This window comes from Acinetobacter lwoffii, from assembly GCF_024129685.1.
GTDB classification, from domain to species: domain Bacteria; phylum Pseudomonadota; class Gammaproteobacteria; order Pseudomonadales; family Moraxellaceae; genus Acinetobacter; species Acinetobacter lwoffii_X.
The window spans coordinates 26,334-48,337 of the sequence record NZ_JAMXXL010000022.1 but is presented as its reverse complement, the minus strand read 5'-3'; the positions used below and the strand labels follow the sequence as shown (position 1 = coordinate 48,337).

At 40.3% G+C, this 22,004-nt stretch carries 19 protein-coding genes; 14 read left to right on the top strand and 5 right to left on the bottom strand.

The window, feature by feature from the left end; translation table 11 throughout:
* The first annotated feature begins 2 nt into the window (after positions 1–2).
* The 14 genes from NI464_RS11150 (at position 3) to galE (ending at position 15,834) form a co-directional block, all read left to right on the top strand.
* Positions 3–1,259: an O-antigen translocase gene (locus tag NI464_RS11150; protein ID WP_253138444.1), complete on the top strand. Its 1,257-nt coding sequence runs from the start codon at positions 3–5 to the stop codon at positions 1,257–1,259.
* The gene (locus NI464_RS11145) at positions 1,256–2,395 is read left to right on the top strand and encodes a glycosyltransferase (protein WP_253138442.1); all 1,140 of its coding nucleotides are present in this window, start codon (positions 1,256–1,258) and stop codon (positions 2,393–2,395) included. Before NI464_RS11150 ends, NI464_RS11145 begins: the two co-directional genes overlap by 4 nt.
* Before the next feature lie 77 nt (positions 2,396–2,472).
* Positions 2,473–3,576, top strand: a complete 1,104-nt coding sequence (locus NI464_RS11140; RefSeq protein WP_253138440.1) for an EpsG family protein — start codon at positions 2,473–2,475, stop codon at positions 3,574–3,576.
* A complete protein-coding gene (locus NI464_RS11135; RefSeq protein WP_253138438.1) occupies positions 3,569–4,411 on the top strand; it encodes a glycosyltransferase family 2 protein in 843 nt (280 codons plus the stop codon). Before NI464_RS11140 ends, NI464_RS11135 begins: the two co-directional genes overlap by 8 nt.
* Positions 4,412–4,421: 10 nt before the next feature.
* Positions 4,422–5,549: a glycosyltransferase family 4 protein gene (locus tag NI464_RS11130; protein WP_253138436.1), complete on the top strand. Its 1,128-nt coding sequence runs from the start codon at positions 4,422–4,424 to the stop codon at positions 5,547–5,549.
* Positions 5,550–5,602: 53 nt separating this feature from the next.
* Positions 5,603–6,202, top strand: coding sequence for a sugar transferase (locus NI464_RS11125; RefSeq protein WP_253138434.1), 600 nt, complete (start codon positions 5,603–5,605; stop codon positions 6,200–6,202).
* On the top strand, positions 6,203–7,168 hold the full coding sequence (locus NI464_RS11120; protein ID WP_253138432.1) for an ATP-grasp domain-containing protein: 966 nt from the start codon (positions 6,203–6,205) through the stop codon (positions 7,166–7,168).
* Complete coding sequence (locus tag NI464_RS11115; protein WP_253138431.1) at positions 7,152–7,817, top strand: HAD family hydrolase; 666 nt, start codon at positions 7,152–7,154, stop codon at positions 7,815–7,817. The genes NI464_RS11120 and NI464_RS11115 overlap by 17 nt, the downstream gene beginning before the upstream one ends.
* Before the next feature lie 12 nt (positions 7,818–7,829).
* Complete coding sequence (locus tag NI464_RS11110; RefSeq protein ID WP_253138429.1) at positions 7,830–9,005, top strand: DegT/DnrJ/EryC1/StrS family aminotransferase; 1,176 nt, start codon at positions 7,830–7,832, stop codon at positions 9,003–9,005.
* A gap of 118 nt (positions 9,006–9,123) precedes the next feature.
* Complete coding sequence (locus tag NI464_RS11105) at positions 9,124–10,998, top strand: polysaccharide biosynthesis protein (protein ID WP_253138427.1); 1,875 nt, start codon at positions 9,124–9,126, stop codon at positions 10,996–10,998.
* A 12-nt stretch (positions 10,999–11,010) separates the two neighbouring features.
* Positions 11,011–11,889: a UTP--glucose-1-phosphate uridylyltransferase GalU gene (galU, locus tag NI464_RS11100; protein WP_253138425.1), complete on the top strand. Its 879-nt coding sequence runs from the start codon at positions 11,011–11,013 to the stop codon at positions 11,887–11,889.
* A gap of 12 nt (positions 11,890–11,901) precedes the next feature.
* The gene (locus tag NI464_RS11095) at positions 11,902–13,158 is read left to right on the top strand and encodes a nucleotide sugar dehydrogenase (RefSeq protein WP_253138423.1); all 1,257 of its coding nucleotides are present in this window, start codon (positions 11,902–11,904) and stop codon (positions 13,156–13,158) included.
* Positions 13,158–14,825 carry a glucose-6-phosphate isomerase gene (gene pgi, locus NI464_RS11090; protein ID WP_253138419.1) on the top strand — a complete coding sequence of 556 codons (1,668 nt, stop codon included), beginning with the start codon at positions 13,158–13,160 and terminating at the stop codon, positions 14,823–14,825. Before NI464_RS11095 ends, pgi begins: the two co-directional genes overlap by 1 nt.
* A complete protein-coding gene (gene galE, locus NI464_RS11085) occupies positions 14,818–15,834 on the top strand; it encodes a UDP-glucose 4-epimerase GalE (RefSeq protein WP_253138417.1) in 1,017 nt (338 codons plus the stop codon). Before pgi ends, galE begins: the two co-directional genes overlap by 8 nt.
* Positions 15,835–15,912: 78 nt before the next feature.
* Here the strand turns inward: galE and NI464_RS11080 are convergent, their stop codons facing one another.
* The 5 genes from NI464_RS11080 to thiL are packed head-to-tail and all read right to left on the bottom strand — an operon-like array spanning position 15,913 to position 21,993.
* Entirely contained in the window at positions 15,913–17,283 is a 1,371-nt protein-coding gene (locus NI464_RS11080) for a phosphohexomutase domain-containing protein (RefSeq protein ID WP_253138415.1), read from the bottom strand.
* Between the two features lie 58 nt (positions 17,284–17,341).
* On the bottom strand, positions 17,342–19,180 hold the full coding sequence (gene glmS, locus NI464_RS11075) for a glutamine--fructose-6-phosphate transaminase (isomerizing) (RefSeq protein ID WP_004280920.1): 1,839 nt from the start codon (positions 19,178–19,180) through the stop codon (positions 17,342–17,344).
* A gap of 11 nt (positions 19,181–19,191) precedes the next feature.
* Positions 19,192–20,556 (bottom strand): bifunctional UDP-N-acetylglucosamine diphosphorylase/glucosamine-1-phosphate N-acetyltransferase GlmU, encoded by a 1,365-nt coding sequence (glmU, locus tag NI464_RS11070; protein WP_253138413.1) that lies wholly within the window; start codon positions 20,554–20,556, stop codon positions 19,192–19,194.
* A gap of 20 nt (positions 20,557–20,576) precedes the next feature.
* Complete coding sequence (locus tag NI464_RS11065; RefSeq protein ID WP_100535393.1) at positions 20,577–21,098, bottom strand: phosphatidylglycerophosphatase A family protein; 522 nt, start codon at positions 21,096–21,098, stop codon at positions 20,577–20,579.
* A complete protein-coding gene (thiL, locus tag NI464_RS11060; protein ID WP_253138411.1) occupies positions 21,076–21,993 on the bottom strand; it encodes a thiamine-phosphate kinase in 918 nt (305 codons plus the stop codon). Before thiL ends, NI464_RS11065 begins: the two co-directional genes overlap by 23 nt.
* Positions 21,994–22,004: the final 11 nt, after the last annotated feature.

Genomic DNA, 22,004 nt, shown 5'->3' with positions numbered 1-22,004 from the left:
TAATGAATCTGCTAAAGACGAGCGCATTAAACGGGGTGGCTGTTTTAATTAAAACAGCCACCATGTTTATTTTAAATAAAATTTTAGCTGTATATGTAGGCCCTGCAGGCTATGCTGCAATTGGGCAGTTTCAAAATTTTATACAAATGGTCACTACTTTTGCAGGAAGTGCGATTAATACAGCAGTCATAAAATACACCGCTGAGTATCATGAAAATGAGCATCAGCAAATTTCAGTGTGGAGGGCGGCAGGTAGTCTAGTTCTGATTTTTAGTTTTATTTTTTCGCTCATTATTCTTGTTTTTCAAAAACAATTGTCGCTATATATTTTTCAGACCACAGCGTATCAATCTGTTTTTGCGTGGTTTGCCGCTTTTTTGGTTTTATTTAATCTAAATGCACTCTTTTTAGCTATTTTAAATGGCAAAAAGGAGATTTTAAAACTAGTTGTTGCAAATATTGCAGGAAGCATACTTTCTTTATTAGTAACAGGATTTTTAGCTGTTCAATATCATTTGTATGGTGCTTTAATCGCGTTATCAATTTATCAATCTATTGCTTTTTTTGTAACGTTGTTTTTATGTTATAAAGCCAATTGGTTCAAAATTTCATATTTATTTGGACGAATTGAGCCACAAATTGCTAAGAATTTTGCGGCTTTTGCGCTTATGGCGCTTGTTAGTGCAATTTGTGTGCCTTTATCACAAATGGTGATCCGTTCTTATTTATCTAAAGAGTTTGGTTTAAATTACGCAGGTTATTGGGAAGCGATGGTTCGCTTAAGTGCAGCATACTTGATGTTAGTTACAACTACACTTGGTGTTTATTACTTGCCACGATTAGCTGAACTGACACATTTAGATGAAATAAAAAAAGAAGTATATTTAGGCTATAAATTTATCTTCCCTTTAGCTTTAGTTGGTGGATTGGTGGTCTATATTTTACGTGACTGGATTATTACCCTGTTATTTAGTCATGAATTTATGCCAATGCGTGATTTATTTTTATGGCAAATGATAGGCGATTCGCTTAAAATTGGTAGCTGGATATTGGCTTATTTGATGCTAAGTAAGGCGATGACTAAATTATTTGTAATTACGGAAATTATTTTTTCGCTTAGTTTGATTCTATTGACATATATATTTGCTCAACTCTTTAGTTTTGAGGGGGTTTCTGTTGCATATTTAGTAAACTATGCAATGTATTGGATAGTGATGAGTTTTTTTATATTTAAACAGTTAGCAGAGAATCAGAATTGAAAATATTATTAATGGGTGAGTATTCAGGAGTGCATACTAATTTAACAAAGGCACTGCGTGAAGAAGGATATAATGTTTTATGTGTTCATAATGGTGATGGCTATAAAGAGCTTAATGCCGATATTTATATTAATTATAAATATTATACATCAAGTAATAAACTGATTAATATTTTATTGGTTTTTTATTATAGATTATTAACTTTTATGGGATTGAAGGGTGTTTTTCAAATATTTAAGTATAAGAAATCTTTAAATGAGTTAAAGGGCTACGATATTGTTCAACTAATAAACCCGATTTTTTTATCAGATTTCGGCTTTATAGTTAATTTTGTTATTTTTAGAAAAATAAAAGCTAATAATAAAAAAGTTTTTTTATGCGCTTTAGGAGATGATTATTATTGGGTTAAGTATTCTTTATGTGGTGAATTTAAATATACCATGTTTGATAGGCTTAAGTTGAAAACATTTAAAAAATATATATCACAATTAATATGGGTTATAAATCCATTTTATATCTTTCTAAATAAATATATTTTAAGTAATGTTAATGCTGTTATACCAGGTTTATTTGATTATTATATACCATATAAGCATAGTGCTAAATGTTCTGAAATTGTACCGATAATTATGCAATCAAGTAATCAAGAAGTGAAAATTTCTTACCCATTGAAGGTTTTTCATGGTTGGCAGTTTGGGAAAGAATATAGGAAAGGAAATGATATAATTGATGAGATCTTTATTATATTAAAAAATAAGTATCCGAGTATGATTGAGTATGAAATAGTTGGGGGATTACCTTATTCAGTTTATATTAAAAAATTCAATGATTGTCATATCTTTATTGACCAGTGTTATAGTTATGATTGTGGGGTAAATGGTTTATTAGGGATGAGTTATTCTAAAGTGGTTTTAAGTGGAATGGAATCTGAGGTAAAGAGGTATTATAACTTAGATTATCAGCCTCTTGTAAATATTACACCAAATAAAATTCATTTATTGGAGTGTATTGAGGATTTAATAAAGAACCCAGAAAAACTTAAAGAATATTCTATTAATGCAAGAAAGTTTATAGAAGAGTATCACTCATGTGATTATGTTTTAGGGAAATATAAGGAAGTTTGGAATAAGTATTAATTTCATTTTTAAGTTAAGTATAAATTTAAAATATTTATCTAATTTAAAGGACACCAAGTATTGGAAACTATCTTTTTATGTTAATAGATAATACTGATTTTTATGATATTTACAATTTGATTTATTTTTGTACAGCATGCTTAGTTGTAGTTAGTGCTTTATCTTCGGAAATTAAAAAAGATATTTTATTACAGAATGAGTTAGGAAAATATCTGGTTGTGTTTCCTTTAGTTTCCTTAATTTTTCTAGTGGGTTTTAGGGGATATGATGTAGGTACAGATACCAGAAATTACCATAATATTCTTTGGAATAATAATATTGAAATTAAATTTTTTGGTGAATTTTTATTTGATTTGATAGCCCTTATTTTTAGATTTTTTAATTTAAGCTTTTCATTTTTTTTATTTTTTATATCTTTTTTATTTTTTACTTTTGTTTTTAAAGCTTCTAAAAATTATACAGATTTTTTTAAGTCAAATCTATTTATTACTTTTTTTTCATATATGTCATTTTTCTTTTTTTTGAGTATGAGTGTTAATGTTATTAGGCAAGGTGTATCTTTGGCTGTATTACTATTAGCTTACTCTATATGGTTAAAAAAAGGGAATATTTCCAAAATATACTTACTATTATTATTAGCTTTATCTTTTCATTTAACTTCAATTATTCCTATTGCGATCTTTATATTTTCTTTGATCACTAAAAAGTATAGAATGATACCCTTATTACTTTTATTTTATTTAACTTCTATATTGTTGTCATATTTTAATTTTGGTTTTCTTAATATATCACCTATTATCTTGGAGATATTAGATGGGGAGCGGCGTGGAGATTATCTGTCTGGTGATGGTGCAGAAGTTTACGAGGTAGGTTTTAAGCCGAATTTTGTATTTTTCAATACATTGTTTTTGTGTATTTCTTTATATGTAAGAAATAAGTTGTCTAATCCAGACTTGATAATTCAGTATAATATTTTAATTTCTTACTATATTATTACTAGTATTTTTTTATTTATGGCATTCCAGTTAGCATTCTCAGATCGTTGGGGCCTGTTTTCTTGGTTTGTAATTCCATTTTTGATTGCTCCTTTGTTTTATTCAGCATTCATTAAAGGGAGTATTAGAATTCATTATGTTTTAATGTTGATTTTAATTTATATAGGTTTTAATTTTTATGCTTAATGAAGTCAACCGTAGCCCTGTAATAAGTATAGGCATTCCATTTTATAATGCTGAAAAGTACTTGAAATTTGCTATTCAGTCTGTTATGAATCAGTCTTATAAAAACTGGGAATTAATTCTTGTTGATGATGGCTCAATAGATAATTCCCTTAAGATTGCTCAGGAATTTGCGCATAAAGATATAAGAATTAGAGTAATTTGTGATGGGAAGAATAGACAACTACCTTATCGTCTTAACCAGTTAATAAAAGAGTCAAAAGGAAAGTTTATTGCGAGAATGGATGCTGATGATATTATGCATCCTCTTAGATTGGAAAAGCAATTGGAGGTTTTACGAGAATATTCTGATATTGATGTACTTGGCACGAATGCTTATGTAATTGATGAGAATAATTTAGTATTCGGGCGTCGGTACAAGCGAGTGGAAGGATTAGAAAAAGTAGATGGCTTTATCCACCCTTCAATTATGGGAAAAAAAAGTTGGTTTCTGGATAATCCTTATGATGAAAAAGCTATTCGAATAGAAGATGCTGAATTATGGTATAGAGCTAAGCATCATAGTAATTTTATGATAATGTACGAGCCTCTACTCTTTTATAGAGAATTTGGCCAATATTATTACAAAAAATACTTTTTGGCTAATATTTCAAAGAAATATATACTTCAAAAATACAACTACAGTAGCTTTTGGAGGAATTTTTTTAGGTTAAATAAAATTAAGGGAAAAATATACTATTTAGCAAATTTATTTAATCAGGAACAAAGGCTAATTAATAAACGAAATCAAATAGTTTTTAGTAAAAAAGTTAATGTAGATGTAGAAAGATATAAATGAAGCTATTGCCATGAAGAAAAATAAATTTTTTTTGATTACAACTGTACCTATGTCTTTAAATTTTTTTAAAAGACAAATAGGAAGGCTTAGCCAAGACTTTGATGTTACTTTAATTAGTTCGCCTGATAAGGAGCTTGAACAAATAGCATGCTCAGAAAACGTAAAATATAGTGCTATTCAAATGAAACGAGATATTGCTATTAAAAATGATATTATCAGCTTATTAAAATTTTTATTGCTATTCATTAGGCAAAGGCCTGATATTATCCACTGTAATACGCCTAAAGGTTCGTTGCTTGGGCTTTTTACAGGATATATTACTAGAGTCCCAGTACGTATTTACTACGTGCACGGATTAAGATATGAGGGTACAACAGGCAAAAAAAGAAAATTATTGATGGCCTTAGAAAAACTAAATTGCTTCTGTGCAACTCATATTATAGCAGTAAGCCAAGGTGTCAAACAAAAAGTACAGGATAAATTAACTAGAAAGAAAGTTTCTGTTATTCATCATGGCAGTGCTAATGGTATGCCAGTAGAGGAATTTTTAACAGAAAATTATGATGATTCTACTATTCGAGAATCATATGGTATTTCTAAACAGGATTTTGTCTTTGGTTTTGTAGGTAGGTTAGTAGCTGATAAGGGTATTAATGAGTTAGTTCATGCTTTTAATATGCTTGAACAGAAAAATGTCAAACTACTACTAGTTGGCATGTATGAGCATGAGTTAGATCCACTTAGTCAAGAAACACAAAATATTATCAAGACAAATCCAAATATTATTGAAGTAGGCTTTCAAAAAGATGTTAAAAAGTTTTTAACTATAATGGATTTATTCGTATCACCTTCCTATCGCGAAGGATTTGGTTTATCAGTACTTGAGGCCAATTTAATGAAAGTACCTGTACTTGTAACCTCTATCACCGGGTACTCAGAAATTGTTCAAGAGGGAAAAAATGGCTTTTTTGTCGATCCTAAAGACACCTTGACATTATTTAATAAAATGAAAAAAATTTCGCAGTCTCGAGACTCTTTATTGTTAATGAAGCAACAATGTTATGATGAAGTTGCTAGCAAATATAATCATAAAGAAGTCCTTGAAAAGGCGTTAGAGTATTATGCACAATTTAAATAATTTACGATCCTCAAATTTCATAGCACTTTTATTCTTTAAGTGTTGAGATAGTTATGCTAAAACGCTTCCTCGATATTATCATCGCTTCCATCGCCCTGATCCTGCTTTCACCACTTTATGCATTTGTTGCTTACAAAGTGAAAAAAAATCTGGGCTCGCCTGTCTTGTTCCGCCAGGTACGCCCGGGTTTACATGGCAAACCTTTTGAAATGATTAAATTTCGCAGTATGAAAGACGCGGTAGATGCACAAGGCAACCTCTTACCAGACAGTGAGCGATTAACTCCGTTTGGCAAAATGCTGCGTTCTAGTAGTTTAGATGAAATGCCAGAGCTCTGGAACGTCATTAAGGGCGATATGAGCATCGTCGGACCACGCCCACTACTCATGGAATATTTACCGCTATATAACCAAGAACAAGCCAAACGCCATTTAGTCCGCCCAGGTATGACAGGGCATGCACAGGTCAATGGACGTAATGCCATTAGTTGGGAAGAAAAATTTAAACTCGATACGTGGTATGTAGAAAATCAATCGGTTTGGTTAGATTTTAAAATTATGCTGAAAACGGTTAAAAAAGTGCTCGCCAAAGATGATATTAACGCGGAAAATGATGCAACAATGCCAAAATTTAATGGTAATGAGAAGAAATAAATGAATATTTTAATTACCTCAGCTGGTCAGAGAGTTTCACTAGTACGCTCTTTCCAAACAGAACTGAAAAAATTTTTTGAAAATGGTCAGGTTTTTACTACTGATTTAAATCCTATTCTAGCTCCTGCATGTCATGTTTCTGACCAAAGTTTTACAGTACCGCGCGTTACAAGCCCTGAATATATTGATTATTTATTACACCTTTGCTTGAGTAATCAAGTTAAATTAATCGTACCAACGATTGATACAGAGTTATTAGTTTTAAGTGAAAATATTGCTTATTTTAAGCAACAAGGAATCCATTTATTGGTAAGTGATCCTGAGTTGGTACAGCAATGTCGCGACAAACGTCAAATTAATCATTTTTTTGAAGAAAAAGGAATTCGTATTCCGCAGCAATATACCTTAGAGAGTTTAAAGTTTCCTGTTTTTGTAAAGCCTTATGATGGAAGCTTAAGTAAAGGTATTTTTACAGCATATTGTGCAGAAGATATTAAACCGGAACATCGTGTGGATCCAAAACTTATGTTTATGGAATACATTAAACCAGACGACTATGATGAATTTACCGTTGACTGTTACTACGATAAATCCTCAGACTTAAAATGTGTAGTACCGCGTAAGCGTATTTTTGTGCGTGCAGGTGAAGTAAATAAAGGGGTAACAAAAAAGAACTTTATTGTCAGAGAATTTAATCAAAAGTTAAAATATATAGCTGGTGCGCGTGGCTGTTTAACGATACAGGTATTTATGCATAAAACTGAAGATAAAATTTTAGGGATTGAAATAAACCCACGTTTTGGTGGTGGTTATCCTTTAAGTTATTTAGCAGGTGCTAATTATAGTCAGTGGGTTATTCAAGAATATTTGTTAAATCAGGATATTGAAGAATTTTCAGCATGGTGTGATAATTTACTTATGCTGCGTTATGATGCTGAGGTTTTGGTAAATGACTACCAAGATTAAAGCTTTAGTTTTAGATTTAGATGATACACTTTATGCTGAAATAAGTTATTTGCAATCAGCATACCGCTTCATTGCGGCAAAAATTAGTACTCAGCCACAACAGTTGTATGCGAAAATGTTGGCAGAATATCATGCTGGTGAAAACGTTTTTGAAAATATTTCCAAAAAATATCAACTGGATAAAAAAGAGCTTTTAGATTGGTATCGCTTTCATAAACCGGATATTACCCTATTCCAAGATGTTGCAGAAACATTAACCTATTTTGCCACGGAATATAAATATGCAGTTATTACTGACGGGCGTTCAAAAACTCAACGTAATAAATTACAAGCGTTAGGATTAACAAATCTTTTGAATAGTATAGTAATTTCTGAGGAAATTGGCTCAGAAAAGCCATCTATTGCCAACTATGAGAAAGTGATGAACGAATTACAGTGTGAAGAATATATTTATATAGGCGATAACCTGAAAAAAGATTTTGTAACAGCAAAATTATTAGGCTGGACCACCATCTGCTTGAAAGATCAAGGTCAGAATATTCATAAACAGAATTTTTCAATTGCTGCGGAATATCAAGCAGACCATTGCTTAAATTCTTGGCAAGAAATTAGAAGTTTCTTATCGTTGGATAGAAATAAAACTCATTAGGATTAGTAGTACATGCTAAATACTGCATTTGAACCATGGCCAAGCTTTACTCAACAAGAGGCAGATGCCGTATCTCAAGTTTTACTGTCCAACAAAGTCAACTACTGGACAGGGCAAGAATGCCGCGAATTTGAAAAAGAATTTGCCCAATTTGCGCAAACCCAATATGCCGTGGCACTTGCTAACGGTACTGTCGCTTTAGATGTTGCACTCAAAGCCTTGAACATTGGCGCGGGTGATGACGTGATTGTCACTTCACGCACCTTTTTAGCGTCGGCAAGCTCCATTGTTACAGCAGGTGCCAACCCCATTTTTGCAGATGTAGAACTCGATTCACAAAACATTTCTGCCCGTACCATTGAAGCAGTATTGACGCCAAATACCAAAGCTATAATTTGTGTGCATTTGGCAGGCTGGATGTGTGATATGGATCCGATCATGCAATTGGCTTCCGATAAAGGCCTTTATGTGATTGAAGACTGTGCCCAAGCGCATGGTGCGATGTACAAAGGCAAATCTGCAGGTTCAATTGGACATATTGGTGCCTGGTCGTTCTGTCAGGACAAAATTATGACTACAGGCGGTGAAGGCGGTATGGTCACCACCAATGATGAACAGCTATGGAAAAAAATGTGGTCCTACAAAGACCATGGTAAAAACTACGACAGCATTTATCACAAACAACATCCGCCAGGTTTTCGTTGGTTACATGACTCATTTGGCACCAACTGGCGCATGATGGAAATGCAAGCGGTGATTGGACGGATTCAATTGAAAAAGATGTCCGAATGGACAGCACAGCGTAATGCAAATATGGAAAAAATTTATGCTGCATTTGCAGATAGTCCATATTTTACAGTTCATCGTCCATCAGATGATTATGTACATGCTGCTTATAAATGCTATGTACAAGTTAATACTGATGCTTTACCAGAAGGCTGGTCACGTGACCGAATCATGACTGAAATTAATGCCGAAGGTGTACCATGTTTTAGTGGGTCTTGTTCAGAAGTCTACCTGGAGCACGCTTTTGATGACACGCCATGGCGCCCAAAAGAGCGTTTAAAGAATGCTCAAAAACTGGGTGAAACCAGTCTGATGTTTTTAGTTCATCCTACTTTAAGTGATGAAAGTATTAACAAAACAGTCACCGCAATTCAACAGGTCATTCATAGAATAGTTGCTTAAACTTTTAGAATATAAGTGCACCGTGTTCGGTGCATTTAACTGATATAGAATATGTTTTTAAGTTGCTCATCGCATTGTGACTTATTAAAAATTTATTAAAATTGAGACAACGCATCCAGTGAAATCGATCATTACGCCTTTCGTAGAATCACCACGAGCCGCCAAACTTGCATTTTTAATTATTCTGGATTTTTGTGCTTTTCCTGTCTTGATCTGGCTATGTTATGCCATTCGCCGATTCGATTTAGGCGCAGAAGTGGTACCGAATCTGGCTTTTGGTACGGTCTGGGTCAGTGTAATTGCAGTCGTATCCCTATTTGTGTGTGGGGTCTACCGCTTTATTGTCCGTACGTATAATGAAGTGTTTATGATCAAGATGGGGCTGGCGACGGCATTGACGGTCGCTGGCCTGTATGCCCTGGCTTATTTTACCCCGGCCTTTATTCCGACTTCTATTCCGCTGATGTTCGGCTTTATGATGTTTGCCTGGATCTGGTTTAGCCGGGGCATCATCCGTTTTATTATCCGTTCCTACTTGCAGGCTGACGTACAGAAAAAACGTATTGCGATTTATGGCGCGGGTAATGCAGGCCAACAGGTCGCTGCTGCACTGTATCGTTCCAATGAGCATTTGCCGGTCATGTTTATTGACGATAAACGCTCGTTAAGCGGACAGCAGCTGGGCCGACTCAAAGTCTATGATGCCCAGACCGCTTTAAATGTGATGGCTAAGAAAAAAATTGATGAAATCCTGATTGCCTTGCCTTCTGTAGGCCGGGTGCGTAAAAGTGAAATCATCAAGTTTTTAGAATCGGCACATTTAAAAATTACCGAGATTCCAGGGCTGACCAAACTAGTGGATGGTGAAATTCGAATTTCTGATATTCAGGAAGTGGATATTATCGACTTGCTGGGGCGTGACCCGGTGCCGCCAGTGCCGGAGCTGCTGGCCAGAAACATTAAAGATAAAATGGTGATGGTCACTGGTGCGGGCGGTTCGATTGGTTCAGAGCTGTGCCGCCAGATCATTAAAAACCAGCCGGCCAAAATTATCATTTATGAACTGACTGAATTTGCGCTCTATAGTATTGAAAAAGAGTTACGCCTCACTGCAAGCTGTGAAATTATTCCGATTTTAGGTTCAGTTCTCGACGAACGTAAGTTAGAACGGGTGATTGAACAATATGGCGTACAGACTGTTTATCATGCTGCCGCCTATAAACATGTCCCGCTGGTCGAGTGTAATCCGCTGGCAGGTCTGAAAAACAATGCCGTTGGAACCGCCTTTAGTGTGAATGCAGCGGTGAAGAAAGGCGTCGAAACCTTTGTATTAATTTCAACTGATAAGGCGGTACGTCCAACCAACGTGATGGGGGCGACCAAACGGATGGCCGAGCTGTATTGTCAGGCCATGGCTGAAGCCCAGAACCAGACCCAGATCAGTATTGTGCGTTTTGGTAATGTGCTCGGTTCTTCGGGTTCGGTGGTGCCGCTGTTTAAACAGCAAATTGCCAAAGGTGGTCCGATTACCGTGACTGATCCAGAAGTGACCCGGTTCTTTATGACTATTCCGGAAGCCTCACAACTGGTAATTCAGGCGGGTGCTTTGGGTACAGGAGGCGACGTGTTCCTGCTGGATATGGGCGAGCCAGTACGGATTCAGGATCTAGCTCGTCAAATGATTGCCCTTAGCGGACTCAAAGTCAGAGATAATAAAGACCCGAATGGTGATATTGAAATTCAATATACTGGGCTACGTCCAGGCGAAAAACTCTATGAAGAACTGCTGATTGACGAAGAAAATACAGAAATTACTGCGCATACACGTATTCTACGATCTGTCGAAAAACATTATCCATTGGCAGAAATTCTGGCAGTATTTAACCGTATACATGAACTGACCGCGACTCAGGCTGATATTGAATGGGCACTGGCACAACTGGAACATTATGTCGACGGTTATGTACGCGGTAACGAAATTAAAGTGAACTAGGTTTTTATAGATATGATTAAGAAAGCAATTCTCCCTGTGGCTGGTTTAGGTACGCGTTTCTTACCTGCCAGCAAATCCATTCCCAAAGAGATGGTGACTGTCGTGGATCGCCCTGCGATTGAATATGTGGTGCGTGAAGCAGTTGCTGCCGGGATTGAGCAGATTATTCTGGTGACCCATTCTTCCAAGGCCTCGATTGAAAACTACTTTGATCGTAACTTTGAGCTGGAAACCACACTTGCACAAAAAAATAAAACCGATTTACTCAAAGAAATTACTGAAATTTTACCGGCAGGTGTCAGTATCATTAGCGTACGTCAACCACAGCCATTAGGTTTGGGACATGCGGTACTGTGTGCGAAAGCTGTGATTGGTGAAGATGACTTTGCGGTTCTACTTCCTGATGTTCTGGTGAAAGATACACAGACTCAGAATGACTTGAGCTTAATGATTCAGCGCTATGAAGCCTCTGCAGCAGCACAAATCATGGTTGAAGCGGTACCTGACCATCTGGTGGATCAATATGGCATTGTCGATGTGGCAGAGTCACCAGCTGAAGGTCACAGTATTGTGATGCAAGGGATTGTCGAGAAACCGGCAGTCGGGACGGCACCATCGAATCTGTCTGTGGTGGGGCGTTATATCCTGCCGGCAAAAATCATGCAGCTGTTGGAACAGACACCACTCGGGGCGGGCAATGAAATCCAGCTCACCGATGCCATCGCCATGTTGCAGCAGACTGAAGCGGTTGAAGCTTATCGTATGAAAGGTCAAACTTTTGATTGTGGTAACAAGCTTGGCTATTTAAAAGCTGTTTTACATTATGGCGTGGATCATCCCAAGCTTGGTCACGAGTTTAAAGCATTGATTCAGGAACTGGCATTAGAATAATCAAGGGATACTATGAAAGTCGCGGTACTGGGAAAAACCTTATTTTCAGGGGTCATTGCGGCCCTTTTAGCTGAATGTGGTCATCAGGTAGTGTGGTGTAACAGCTTCAGTAGCGATGATCCGGCACGGACTTATTTTCAGGATGAAACACTGCAGGCCTTGCTACAAAAACAGGAAAAATCCGGCTTTTTAAACTGTTGTGATTTTCAGCATCTAGATTTCAATCAGGATGCTTTTTTCTTTAGTTTTAATGCAACCGAAGAACATATGGCATTTCAGATGCTGGATACCATCAGGCATGCCTGTTTTGCCCATCCCAAACTGATGATCAATGCCTCGACTTTTGGCTTGCATGGCACGCAGCGCTTTCAGCACTTGCTGCCGAATGATGACTGGATTTATCTGCCAGATATTATTCAGGAAGGCAATGCACTGCGTAGCTTTACTCAGGCCACCCAGCTGATTGTGGGCTGTGATCATGCAGATATCCAGCCTAAAATCAAAGAACTCTTACGTCCATTATTTCCACGCGCGCAGCAGTATCTATTTATGCCGGTTCTGGATGCCGAATTTACCAAGTTGAGTATTTCCGGCATGCTGGCCACCCGGATCAGTTATATGAATGATCTGGCCAGTGTGGCAGAAAAACTTGGCATCGATATTGAGCAGGTACGTCAGGGCATGGCGGCAGATAACCGGATTGGTTCGGCTTATCTGTTTCCGGGCGTAGGGTTTGGCGGAGAAAATTTCTCACATGATATTCGTACTTTAACACATGCGGTTGCAGATTCAGGGGTGAAAAACCAGCTGTTAGAGCAGGTCTGGGAAATTAACGAACAACAAAAAGAATTGCTGTTTCGCAAGCTCTGGAATTATTTCCGTGGCGATTTACAAGGCAAAGTGGTGGCGATTTGGGGCGCAGCCTTTAAAGAAAATACCCCGAGCATCCAGCAATCTCCAGTACATGCCATGCTGACTGCATTATGGGCACAGGGTGTGACAGTCAAACTGCATGATCCACAGGCACTGGCGAATATTGAAAAGATCTATGGCGCACGGGACGATTTAATCTTATGTGAAGATCAATATCAGGCCGTTGAAGGTGCAGATGCCTTGTGTCTGATGACGGCTTGGAAACAGTATGGCAGTCCGGATTATCCTTATCTGATTAAACTGATGCAGCATCCACTGATTTTAGATGGGCGTAATCTGTATGATCCGACGTATGTCAAGACACGTGGTTTTAATTATATTGGGGTAGGACGTTAATGTTGAGCCATTTTAATCCAAATCTCGACACTGAAACTGTGTGTCAGAAACTTGCCTCGAATAAAGAACAGCTTCAGTCTGAGCATTTGCGGGAGCTGTTTGCTGCTGACCCAGAGCGCTTTAATCGATATTCTATCCAGTTTGAACAACTGCTGTTTGACTATAGCAAACACAGAATCAATAAGAATGTGCTGCAGGGTCTAATCGAATGGGCCGATGCACAGAACCTTAGATCCTGGATTGGCTCGCTATTTTCCAATCAAGAAATCAACTATACCGAGCAGCGTGCTGCCATGCACTGGGCACTGCGCCTACCAGAACATGATCAACAACATGCTGATCTGGCAGCTGATGTACATGCCCAGCTGGAACGGATGTATGCCCTGGTGGAACAGATTCATGCCGGACAGCGTCGCGGTGCTACCGGTGAAGTCATTCAGGATGTGGTCAATATCGGGGTGGGCGGATCAGACCTCGGTCCTTTGATGGTCACGCACGCTTTATCTGATTTTAAATATCAGTCTGCCCAGCCACTCAATGTACATTTCGTTTCGACCATGGATGGCAGTCAGCTGTCCGAGCTGTTGCATCAGCTGCGTCCGGAAACGACACTGTTTATTATTTCCTCCAAATCCTTTGGCACCATTGATACTCTGACCAATGCCCAGACAGTACGCTTGTGGTTAGAAAAGGCTTTAGGTCAGCATCCTTATATTCTTAAGCATCATTTTATTGGGGTATCGACCAAACCGGAAAAAATGACCACGTGGGGTATTGCGCCCGAAAACCAGTTGCTGCTCTGGGACTGGGTCGGCGGGCGTTATTCACTCTGGTCTTGTATTGGTCTGCCAATTGCCTTGAGTATCGGCATTGAAGGCTTTAAGCAGCTGATCGCTGGCGCCTATGCCGTTGACCAGCATTTTCAGTACCAGCCTTTTGAACGCAATATTCCGGTATTGATGGGCTTGCTGGGGGCATGGAATAATAATTTTCTGGATATTCAGACTCATGCCATCCTGCCTTATGATGGACGACTGAAATACTTTGCTTCTTATTTGCAACAGCTGGAAATGGAATCTAACGGTAAGTCGATTCAACGTGATGGTGAAAAAGTTCAGCTGGATACCTGTCCGATTATTTGGGGCGAAGTGGGGCCGAATGCGCAACATGCTTTTTATCAGCTCCTCCATCAAGGTACGCAGTCAGTGAGTTGTGACTTTATTGCGCCGGTCAAGCGCTATAACAGTCAGCAATATACCTATGCAGACAGTGCCGAAGCATTAATTGAACAGCATCATTTGGCCCTATCTAACTGCTTGGCGCAATCACGTTTATTGGCCTTTGGTAATGAGGCTTTGGACCCAAAAGAATTAGAGAGCTTGCCAGCCTATAAACAGTATGAAGGCAACCAACCGAGCAGTACGCTGTTGATGCAAGAGCTGAATCCTTATAGTCTGGGTATGCTGATTGCTCTATATGAACATAAAGTTTTTGTGCAATCGGTGCTGTGGAATATCAACCCATTTGACCAGTGGGGCGTGGAAAAAGGCAAGGAAATTGCCAACCAGTTGCTGCCTATTTTGAATGGTGAACAGTCTGAGCTAGGTGGTCTGGATGGTTCAACTCAAGGTTTAATTAACATTTTATTAGGGAAGCAGCATGGCTAAAATTCTGGTAACGGGCGGGGCAGGCTATATTGGTTCGCATACTTGTGTTGAGTTATTAAATGCCGGGTATGAGGTCATCGTTTTAGATAATCTGTGCAATAGCGCTGCTGAGTCTTTAAATCGGGTGCAACAGTTGACCCAAAAAAGCCTGACATTTATACAAGGTGATATCCGTGATGCTCAATTATTAGATCAGGTATTTCAGCAACACTCGATTGAGGCCGTGATTCATTTTGCCGGTCTGAAAGCGGTCGGAGAAAGCCAGCAAATACCATTGGCTTATTTTGACAATAATATTGCCGGTTCAATCAGCCTGGTTCAGGCGATGCAGCGCGCACAGGTTTTTAAACTGGTGTTTAGTTCCTCAGCCACGGTCTATGGCGAAAATAATCCTTCACCTTTAAACGAAGAAATGCCTACCGGAATGCCGACCAATAACTATGGCTATACCAAACTTATTGTTGAGCAGCTCTTGGAAAAGTTGTCTGTGGCGGATGAACGTTGGTCGATTGCCTTATTACGTTATTTTAATCCGGTCGGCGCGCATAAAAGTGGCCAGATTGGCGAAGATCCACAAGGTATTCCCAATAATCTGATGCCTTTTGTGACTCAAGTGGCAGTCGGTCGTCGTGAAAAGCTATCTATTTTCGGTCATGATTATGACACGGTGGATGGGACTGGTGTGCGCGATTATATACACGTAGTCGACTTGGCCAATGCACACTTATGTGCTCTCAATAATCGTCTAACTGCGCAAGGTTGCCGTGCCTGGAATATTGGTACAGGGAATGGGATTTCAGTGCTACAAGTTAAAGATACGTTTGAGCAAGTGAATGGTGTGGCGATTGCATTTGAATTAGCCCCTCGTCGTGAAGGCGATGTGGCCACCTGTTTTGCAGACAATACCCGTGCAGTCCAAGAGTTGGGCTGGCAACCTCAGTATGGTTTAGAGGATATGCTCGCTGACAGCTGGAACTGGCAGAAGCAGAATCCGAATGGTTATCGCTAAAATCTTTATAGCGATATAAATAAAAATGGGAGCTTTTGATGAACAGCTCCCATTTTTATTGTACTGTATGCGTGAAGATTAACTCTGAATCAGCTGAGTCAATTCATCGACATAGTCCTGCATTGGTCGTGGATTATGATCACGACGGCTTTCAATATTTAGACGCAATAAAGGTTCAGTATTGGATGCACGCACATTAAAACGCCATGCACCAAAATTAAGGCTGACCCCATCGGTCTGATCAATTGCAGGATTTTGATCGGCATAGTGATCAAAGAGTTTTTGAATCGTGGTTTGGGTATCGGCGACTTTAAAGTTGATCTCACCACTACACGGGAACTTGGCAATCATCTCTTCCACCAGCGAAGATAGAGATTGCTGTGTTTCAGACAGTACTGCAATCGCTAGTAACCATGGAATCATGCCGCTATCACAGTAGGCAAAGTCACGGAAATAGTGATGGGCACTCATTTCTCCGCCATAAGCTGCATTATGTTCACGCATCACATCTTTAATAAAGGCATGCCCTGATTTCGACTGCACCGTAATCCCTTGGTATTGTTCCACGATATCCAGGGTATTCCAGACCAGACGCGGGTCATGCACAATTTTCTCACCCGATTGTTTTAGCAAGAAGGCTTGAGCCAAAAGACCAACAATATAATAGCCTTCAATAAACTGGCCTTTTTCATCGAACAGGAAGCAGCGGTCAAAGTCACCATCCCAGGCAATGCCCATGTCGGCAGCATGCTCAATCACAGCATCACGGGTGCTGTCACGGTTTTCAGTTAAAATCGGATTGGGAATCCCGTTCGGGAAATTGCCGTCAGCTTCATGATGAATTTTGATAAATTCGACCGGAATATTGAGTTGTTGAAACTTTTGCTCAATGGCATCAATCACATGGCCTGCTGCTCCATTCCCGGCATTCATGACTAGTTTCATCGGACGGATTTTTGCCGGATCAATATAGCTCATCAGATGATTTACAAATTCAGGCAGAATATTATATTTCTCAGTACGGCCTTTATTGCTGACGTCAATAAATTCATCTGATTCTGCTAAAGCCTGAATCTCTTTAAGACCAGTATCGGCACTAATTGGACGGGCATTTTCACGCACCAGCTTCATGCCGTTATAGTCCATCGGATTATGGCTGGCCGTCACTTCAATTCCACCTTGTACATCGAGGTGGAAGGCCGCGAAATAAACTTCTTCAGTTCCGGTCATGCCAAGATCCAGCACATTGACCCCAGCATCATTTAAACCGCGAATGGTCGCCTGTTTTAAGCCTTCACTGCTGAGTCGAATATCACAGCCAATGGCTACTGTTTTAGGTTGATAAATCTGTCCATAAGCACGGCCAATTTTATAGGCGATATCTTCGTTGAGTTCTGTGCCGAGTTTGCCGCGAATATCATAGGCTTTAAAGCAAGTCAGTTTTGTCATTTAGAGGCACTCCATTTACAAGAAAAAGGCCGGTTTCCCAGCCTCGATTCAATTTTAATTATTCTACAGTGACCGATTTTGCCAGGTTGCGTGGCTGATCGACATCCGTACCACGTAGAACTGCAACATGATAGGACAGCAGCTGTACAGGAATACTGTAGACAATCGGTGCCAGCACTGCATTGACTGCCGGAATATGTACCACATGCTGGCGTTCTTTGGCTTTAATACCGCTGTGCTCATCAGCAAACACAAATAGCTCGCCACCACGTGCCTGAACTTCTTCCATATTGGATTTGAGCTTATCCAGCATGTCATCCTGTGGTGCCAGAATCACTACTGGCATGTCATTGTCAACCAGTGCCAATGGCCCGTGTTTTAGTTCGCCTGCAGCATAACCTTCCGCATGAATATAGGAGATTTCTTTCAGCTTGAGTGCACCTTCCAGAGCGATCGGGAAATGCGTACCACGGCCCAGGAATAGGCAATGCTGCTTTTCAACAAACAGTTCTGAAAGACGTAAAATTTCATCATCATGACGCAAGGTATCCAGAATCACTTTAGGCGTATGCCAAAGTTCTGTGGTGATCTCCGTCATTTGTGCTGTAGAAATCGTATTTTTCACAGAACCGATTTTGAGTACCAACAGCATCAATGCAGCAAGCTGGGTAGTAAAAGCTTTGGTTGAAGCCACACCAATTTCAGGGCCTGCTAGTGTCAACAGACTATGCTGAGTTTCACGCACCATCGAAGAGGTCGCCACGTTACAGATGGTCATCGTGGTAATGTCCAGGCCTTTGGCGGCCGCACGTTTTTGCGTATCACGTAATGCAGCTAAAGTATCAGCAGTTTCACCAGATTGGGAAATACACACATATAGCGTGTGATTCACAATCACCGGCGTGCGATAACGGAATTCGCTAGCAATCTCGACCTGGCAAGGTAGATCAATCAGCTGTTCAAACCAGTATTTGGCAATCATGCCGGCATGATAGCTGGTACCACAGGCAATAATCTGGATTTGCTGGATTTTTGAAAAGTCTTGTTCCGCACTGGCAAGGAAGTCTTCGCGCAGGTCATTGCCATTTAAGGCTTGGGAAATGGTCTGTTTAATCGCTTCAGGCTGCTCATAAATTTCTTTGAGCATATAGTGCTTGTATTCACCTTTAGACGCATTGCTGACCGCAGCATCCAGTTCCTTGACCGGACGATCTACCAGTTGACCATCGACAAAGACCTCAATGGTGGTGCGGGTCAAACGGGCAATATCACCTTCTTCCAGGTAGATAAAACGGTTAGTAATTGGAAGTAAGGCTAATTGATCTGAACTAATGAAGTTTTCACCAATCCCGACACCAATCACCAGTGGAGAACCTTCACGCACGGTAATCAGTTCATCCGGGTGGTCAGTATGTACGATGCCCAGTGCATAGGCACCTTTCAATTGCGGAACCACTTGGCGTACAGCTTCTAACAGGCTCGGGGTAGATTTCAGTGCATCATTGATCAGATGGGCAACCACTTCAGTATCAGTCTGTGAGGTAAACACATAGCCCAAAGCTTCAAGATCATCTTTGAGTTCCTGATAGTTTTCGATAATTCCGTTATGCACCACTGCCACATTTTCAGAAATATGCGGATGGGCATTTTCTTCAGTCGGTTTGCCATGGGTCGCCCAGCGTGTATGCGCAATGCCAAGTGAACCACTAATCTGTGATTCATTCACAGCCTGTTCAAGGTTCGCAACCTTACCGACACGGCGTTCACGTAGGACTTGGCTGTTGTTAATGAGTGCCAAACCTGCTGAATCATAACCACGGTATTCCAGGCGTTTTAAACCTTCAATCAAAATATTGGTAATGCTACGTTCTGCAATGCCACCAACGATACCACACATATTTATTCCCCTTATTTCTTGATTTTTTGCGGACGTGGATAGTTTTCTTTGGCAAATTGCTTAGAGCGCTCTACTGCCAAACTGTTGTCTTCCACATCACGGGTAATCGTTGAGCCTGCACCGACTGTGGCGCCATTGCCAATTTTTACAGGTGCCACCAATGAACTGTTCGAGCCAATAAAGGCCTGATCACCAATAATCGTTTTAAATTTGTTCGCACCATCATAGTTACAGGTAATGGTTCCTGCACCGATATTAGAACCGGCACCGATTTCAGCATCACCCAGATAGGTAAAATGGTTGGCTTTAGAGCCTAGACCAATCGAGGTATTTTTGACTTCAACGAAGTTACCGATATGTACCTCAGCTGCGAGTTTTGCACCCGGACGGAGTCGTGCAAAAGGTCCAATTTGGGTATCTTCCCCAACGATGGCGCTATCGAAAATGCTATATGGCTGAACCTTGGTGCCAGCTGCAATCTTGGTATTCTTGATAATACAGCCGGCGCCAATTTCAACGTTGTCGCCCAGCTCGCAATCACCTTCGATAATCACATTGATATCAATGCGGACATCCTGACCGACAGTTAAATTGCCACGCAAGTCAAAGCGGCTTGGATCAATCAGATGTACACCTTGATGCATTAGCTGTTTGGCTTGATAAGCCTGGAACTGACGCTCTAAAGCAGCGAGCTGCACACGGTCATTTACCCCTTCAACTTCGAAAGCCTGCTCAGGTTCTACCGATGCAACTTGCATACCATCTGCCAAAGCCATTGCTACAATATCAGTCAGGTAATATTCACCCTGCGCATTGTCATTGCTTAAATTTGGCAGCCATTCATGTAATTTGGCATTGCTAACCGCATAAATACCGGTATTGATTTCCTTGATCTGACGCTGCTCTTCGGAAGCATCCTTGTGCTCAACAATGGCCTGGATCTGACCCTGTTCACGTACAATACGGCCATAACCATTCGCATCCGGCAAGGTAAGGGTTACCAGACCAATACCGGTTTCTGCGGTGGCATCGAGTAATTTTTGCAAGGTCAGAGGATTAATGCACGGTACATCGCCGGAAAGGATCAGTGATACGCCGTCTTGAGGCAGGACAGGTAGGGTCATTTGCACTGCATGACCGGTACCGAGCTGTTCAGCCTGTTCTACCCATTTAATAGCGTGTTGTGCAAATGCTGACTGAACCCGGTCACCACCATGACCATAAATGGTAATAATATTTTCTGCGTTTAATTTTTTTGCCGTTTCAATGACATGACCCAGTAAAGGACGTCCTGCAAGGGGTTGTAATACTTTCGGTAAGCTAGAGCGCATGCGCGTTCCTTTACCTGCAGCAAGAATAATAACAGTCGTTGACATGTTCTAATCCTAAATATGGCTTATGCCACGATGAAGTAAAAATAAAGCAAAATACAAAGAGCTGCCCAAAGGCCGGCAATAATGTCATCCAGCATGATGCCGAAGCCACCGTCCACTTGACGGTCAATCACACGGATTGGCCAAGGTTTCCAGATATCAAATAATCTGAACAGGGCAAAACCGACCAGCAACCATAACCAGTTCATTTGACCTAAATAAATCAGTGGTAAGAAGGTAATAGATTGTCCGGCAAATTCATCCCAGACAATGCGTCCATCATCATGTACGCCCATGACCTTGGCTGTGTGGCCACAAATATATATGCCAATCAGGGACATGATAGCAATGGCAAAAACACTGTTTAGAAAACCAAGATGCAGCCAAATAGGGATAAATAAAAGTGCAAAAGCCGAACCAAAGGTACCAGGTGCTTTAGGTGCCAGACCGGAACCAAAACCAACCCCACTAAAGACAATCAGTCGGTCGATCCATGACATGGCTTTAAAATTGATCGCAGGTTTATGCAAAATGTTGATACCCATTAAATTGAAATAAATGGTCTGTGCCATCTTTTTCAAAAGTTAAGCCGTGTTGCTGCTGAATTGTGCCGATCATACTAATCGAAATATCAAGTTGTTTTTGCAATAATTTTTCGTAATTTTGCGGGCTTATTGTAAAGCATAATTCGTAATCATCGCCACCAGCGAGGGCATATTGCCATTTTTGTTCATCATTTAAGGCATGCAGGGCAGGACTGATCGGTAAGTTTTCGAGTTGCAGCTTTGCACCGACTTGAGAGGCTTTCAGGATATGTCCAAGATCTTGGGCCAGACCATCCGAGACATCAATCATGCTATGCGCCAGACCTTTTAAGGCGGCACCGAGCTGACAACGTGGCGTTGGATAGTCCAGACGTTTCTGGAGAGGATGACCAAGATGCTGTAGTGCAAAAGCTGCATCACCGACAGTTCCGCTGACACAGATCAGATCACCCGGTTTTGCACCTGAGCGTGGAATGGCTTGACCAATATCCACCCAGCCTAAAGCTGTGACAGAAAGGGTTAAATGAGGACTTTGGGTGGTATCACCACCGATTAAACTCACCCCAAATTGATCGCAGCAATCATATAAACCCTGGCTAAAAGCCTTGAGCCAGTCATGATCAATTTGGGGTAGGCTCAATGCCAGTAAAATACTGTGCGGGGTTGCACCCATCGCGGCAATATCAGATAAATTGACAGCCACAGATTTCCAGCCAATCGCATGTGGATCGGTGTCTATTGGAAAATGGCGTCCAGCAACCAGGGTATCGGCACAGATGACCAGTTGTTGTTGAGGAGGGGGGGTGAGCAAGGCTGAATCGTCACCGACGCCCAAATCGACAGAATTGGCATTCTTGCGATTGAAATAGGTGTCGATAATCGAAAATTCAGCCATACAACGAATCT

Excerpts from the sequence above, each read along its gene's own strand:
- NI464_RS11135 (WP_253138438.1), top strand. The coding sequence starts at position 3,569 with ATGCTTAATGAAGTCAACCGTAGCCCTGTAATAAGTATAGGCATTCCA.
- thiL (WP_253138411.1), bottom strand. The coding sequence starts at position 21,993 with ATGGCTGAATTTTCGATTATCGACACCTATTTCAATCGCAAGAATGCC.
- pgi (WP_253138419.1), top strand. The coding sequence starts at position 13,158 with ATGTTGAGCCATTTTAATCCAAATCTCGACACTGAAACTGTGTGTCAG.
- NI464_RS11110 (WP_253138429.1), top strand. The coding sequence starts at position 7,830 with ATGCTAAATACTGCATTTGAACCATGGCCAAGCTTTACTCAACAAGAG.
- glmU (WP_253138413.1), bottom strand. The coding sequence starts at position 20,556 with ATGTCAACGACTGTTATTATTCTTGCTGCAGGTAAAGGAACGCGCATG.
- NI464_RS11125 (WP_253138434.1), top strand. The coding sequence starts at position 5,603 with ATGCTAAAACGCTTCCTCGATATTATCATCGCTTCCATCGCCCTGATC.
- NI464_RS11095 (WP_253138423.1), top strand. The coding sequence starts at position 11,902 with ATGAAAGTCGCGGTACTGGGAAAAACCTTATTTTCAGGGGTCATTGCG.
- NI464_RS11115 (WP_253138431.1), top strand. The coding sequence starts at position 7,152 with ATGACTACCAAGATTAAAGCTTTAGTTTTAGATTTAGATGATACACTT.
- NI464_RS11140 (WP_253138440.1), top strand. The coding sequence starts at position 2,473 with ATGTTAATAGATAATACTGATTTTTATGATATTTACAATTTGATTTAT.
- NI464_RS11065 (WP_100535393.1), bottom strand. The coding sequence starts at position 21,098 with ATGGGTATCAACATTTTGCATAAACCTGCGATCAATTTTAAAGCCATG.
- galE (WP_253138417.1), top strand. The coding sequence starts at position 14,818 with ATGGCTAAAATTCTGGTAACGGGCGGGGCAGGCTATATTGGTTCGCAT.
- galU (WP_253138425.1), top strand. The coding sequence starts at position 11,011 with ATGATTAAGAAAGCAATTCTCCCTGTGGCTGGTTTAGGTACGCGTTTC.
- NI464_RS11120 (WP_253138432.1), top strand. The coding sequence starts at position 6,203 with ATGAATATTTTAATTACCTCAGCTGGTCAGAGAGTTTCACTAGTACGC.
- NI464_RS11150 (WP_253138444.1), top strand. The coding sequence starts at position 3 with ATGAATCTGCTAAAGACGAGCGCATTAAACGGGGTGGCTGTTTTAATT.
- glmS (WP_004280920.1), bottom strand. The coding sequence starts at position 19,180 with ATGTGTGGTATCGTTGGTGGCATTGCAGAACGTAGCATTACCAATATT.
- NI464_RS11130 (WP_253138436.1), top strand. The coding sequence starts at position 4,422 with ATGAAGAAAAATAAATTTTTTTTGATTACAACTGTACCTATGTCTTTA.
- NI464_RS11080 (WP_253138415.1), bottom strand. The coding sequence starts at position 17,283 with ATGACAAAACTGACTTGCTTTAAAGCCTATGATATTCGCGGCAAACTC.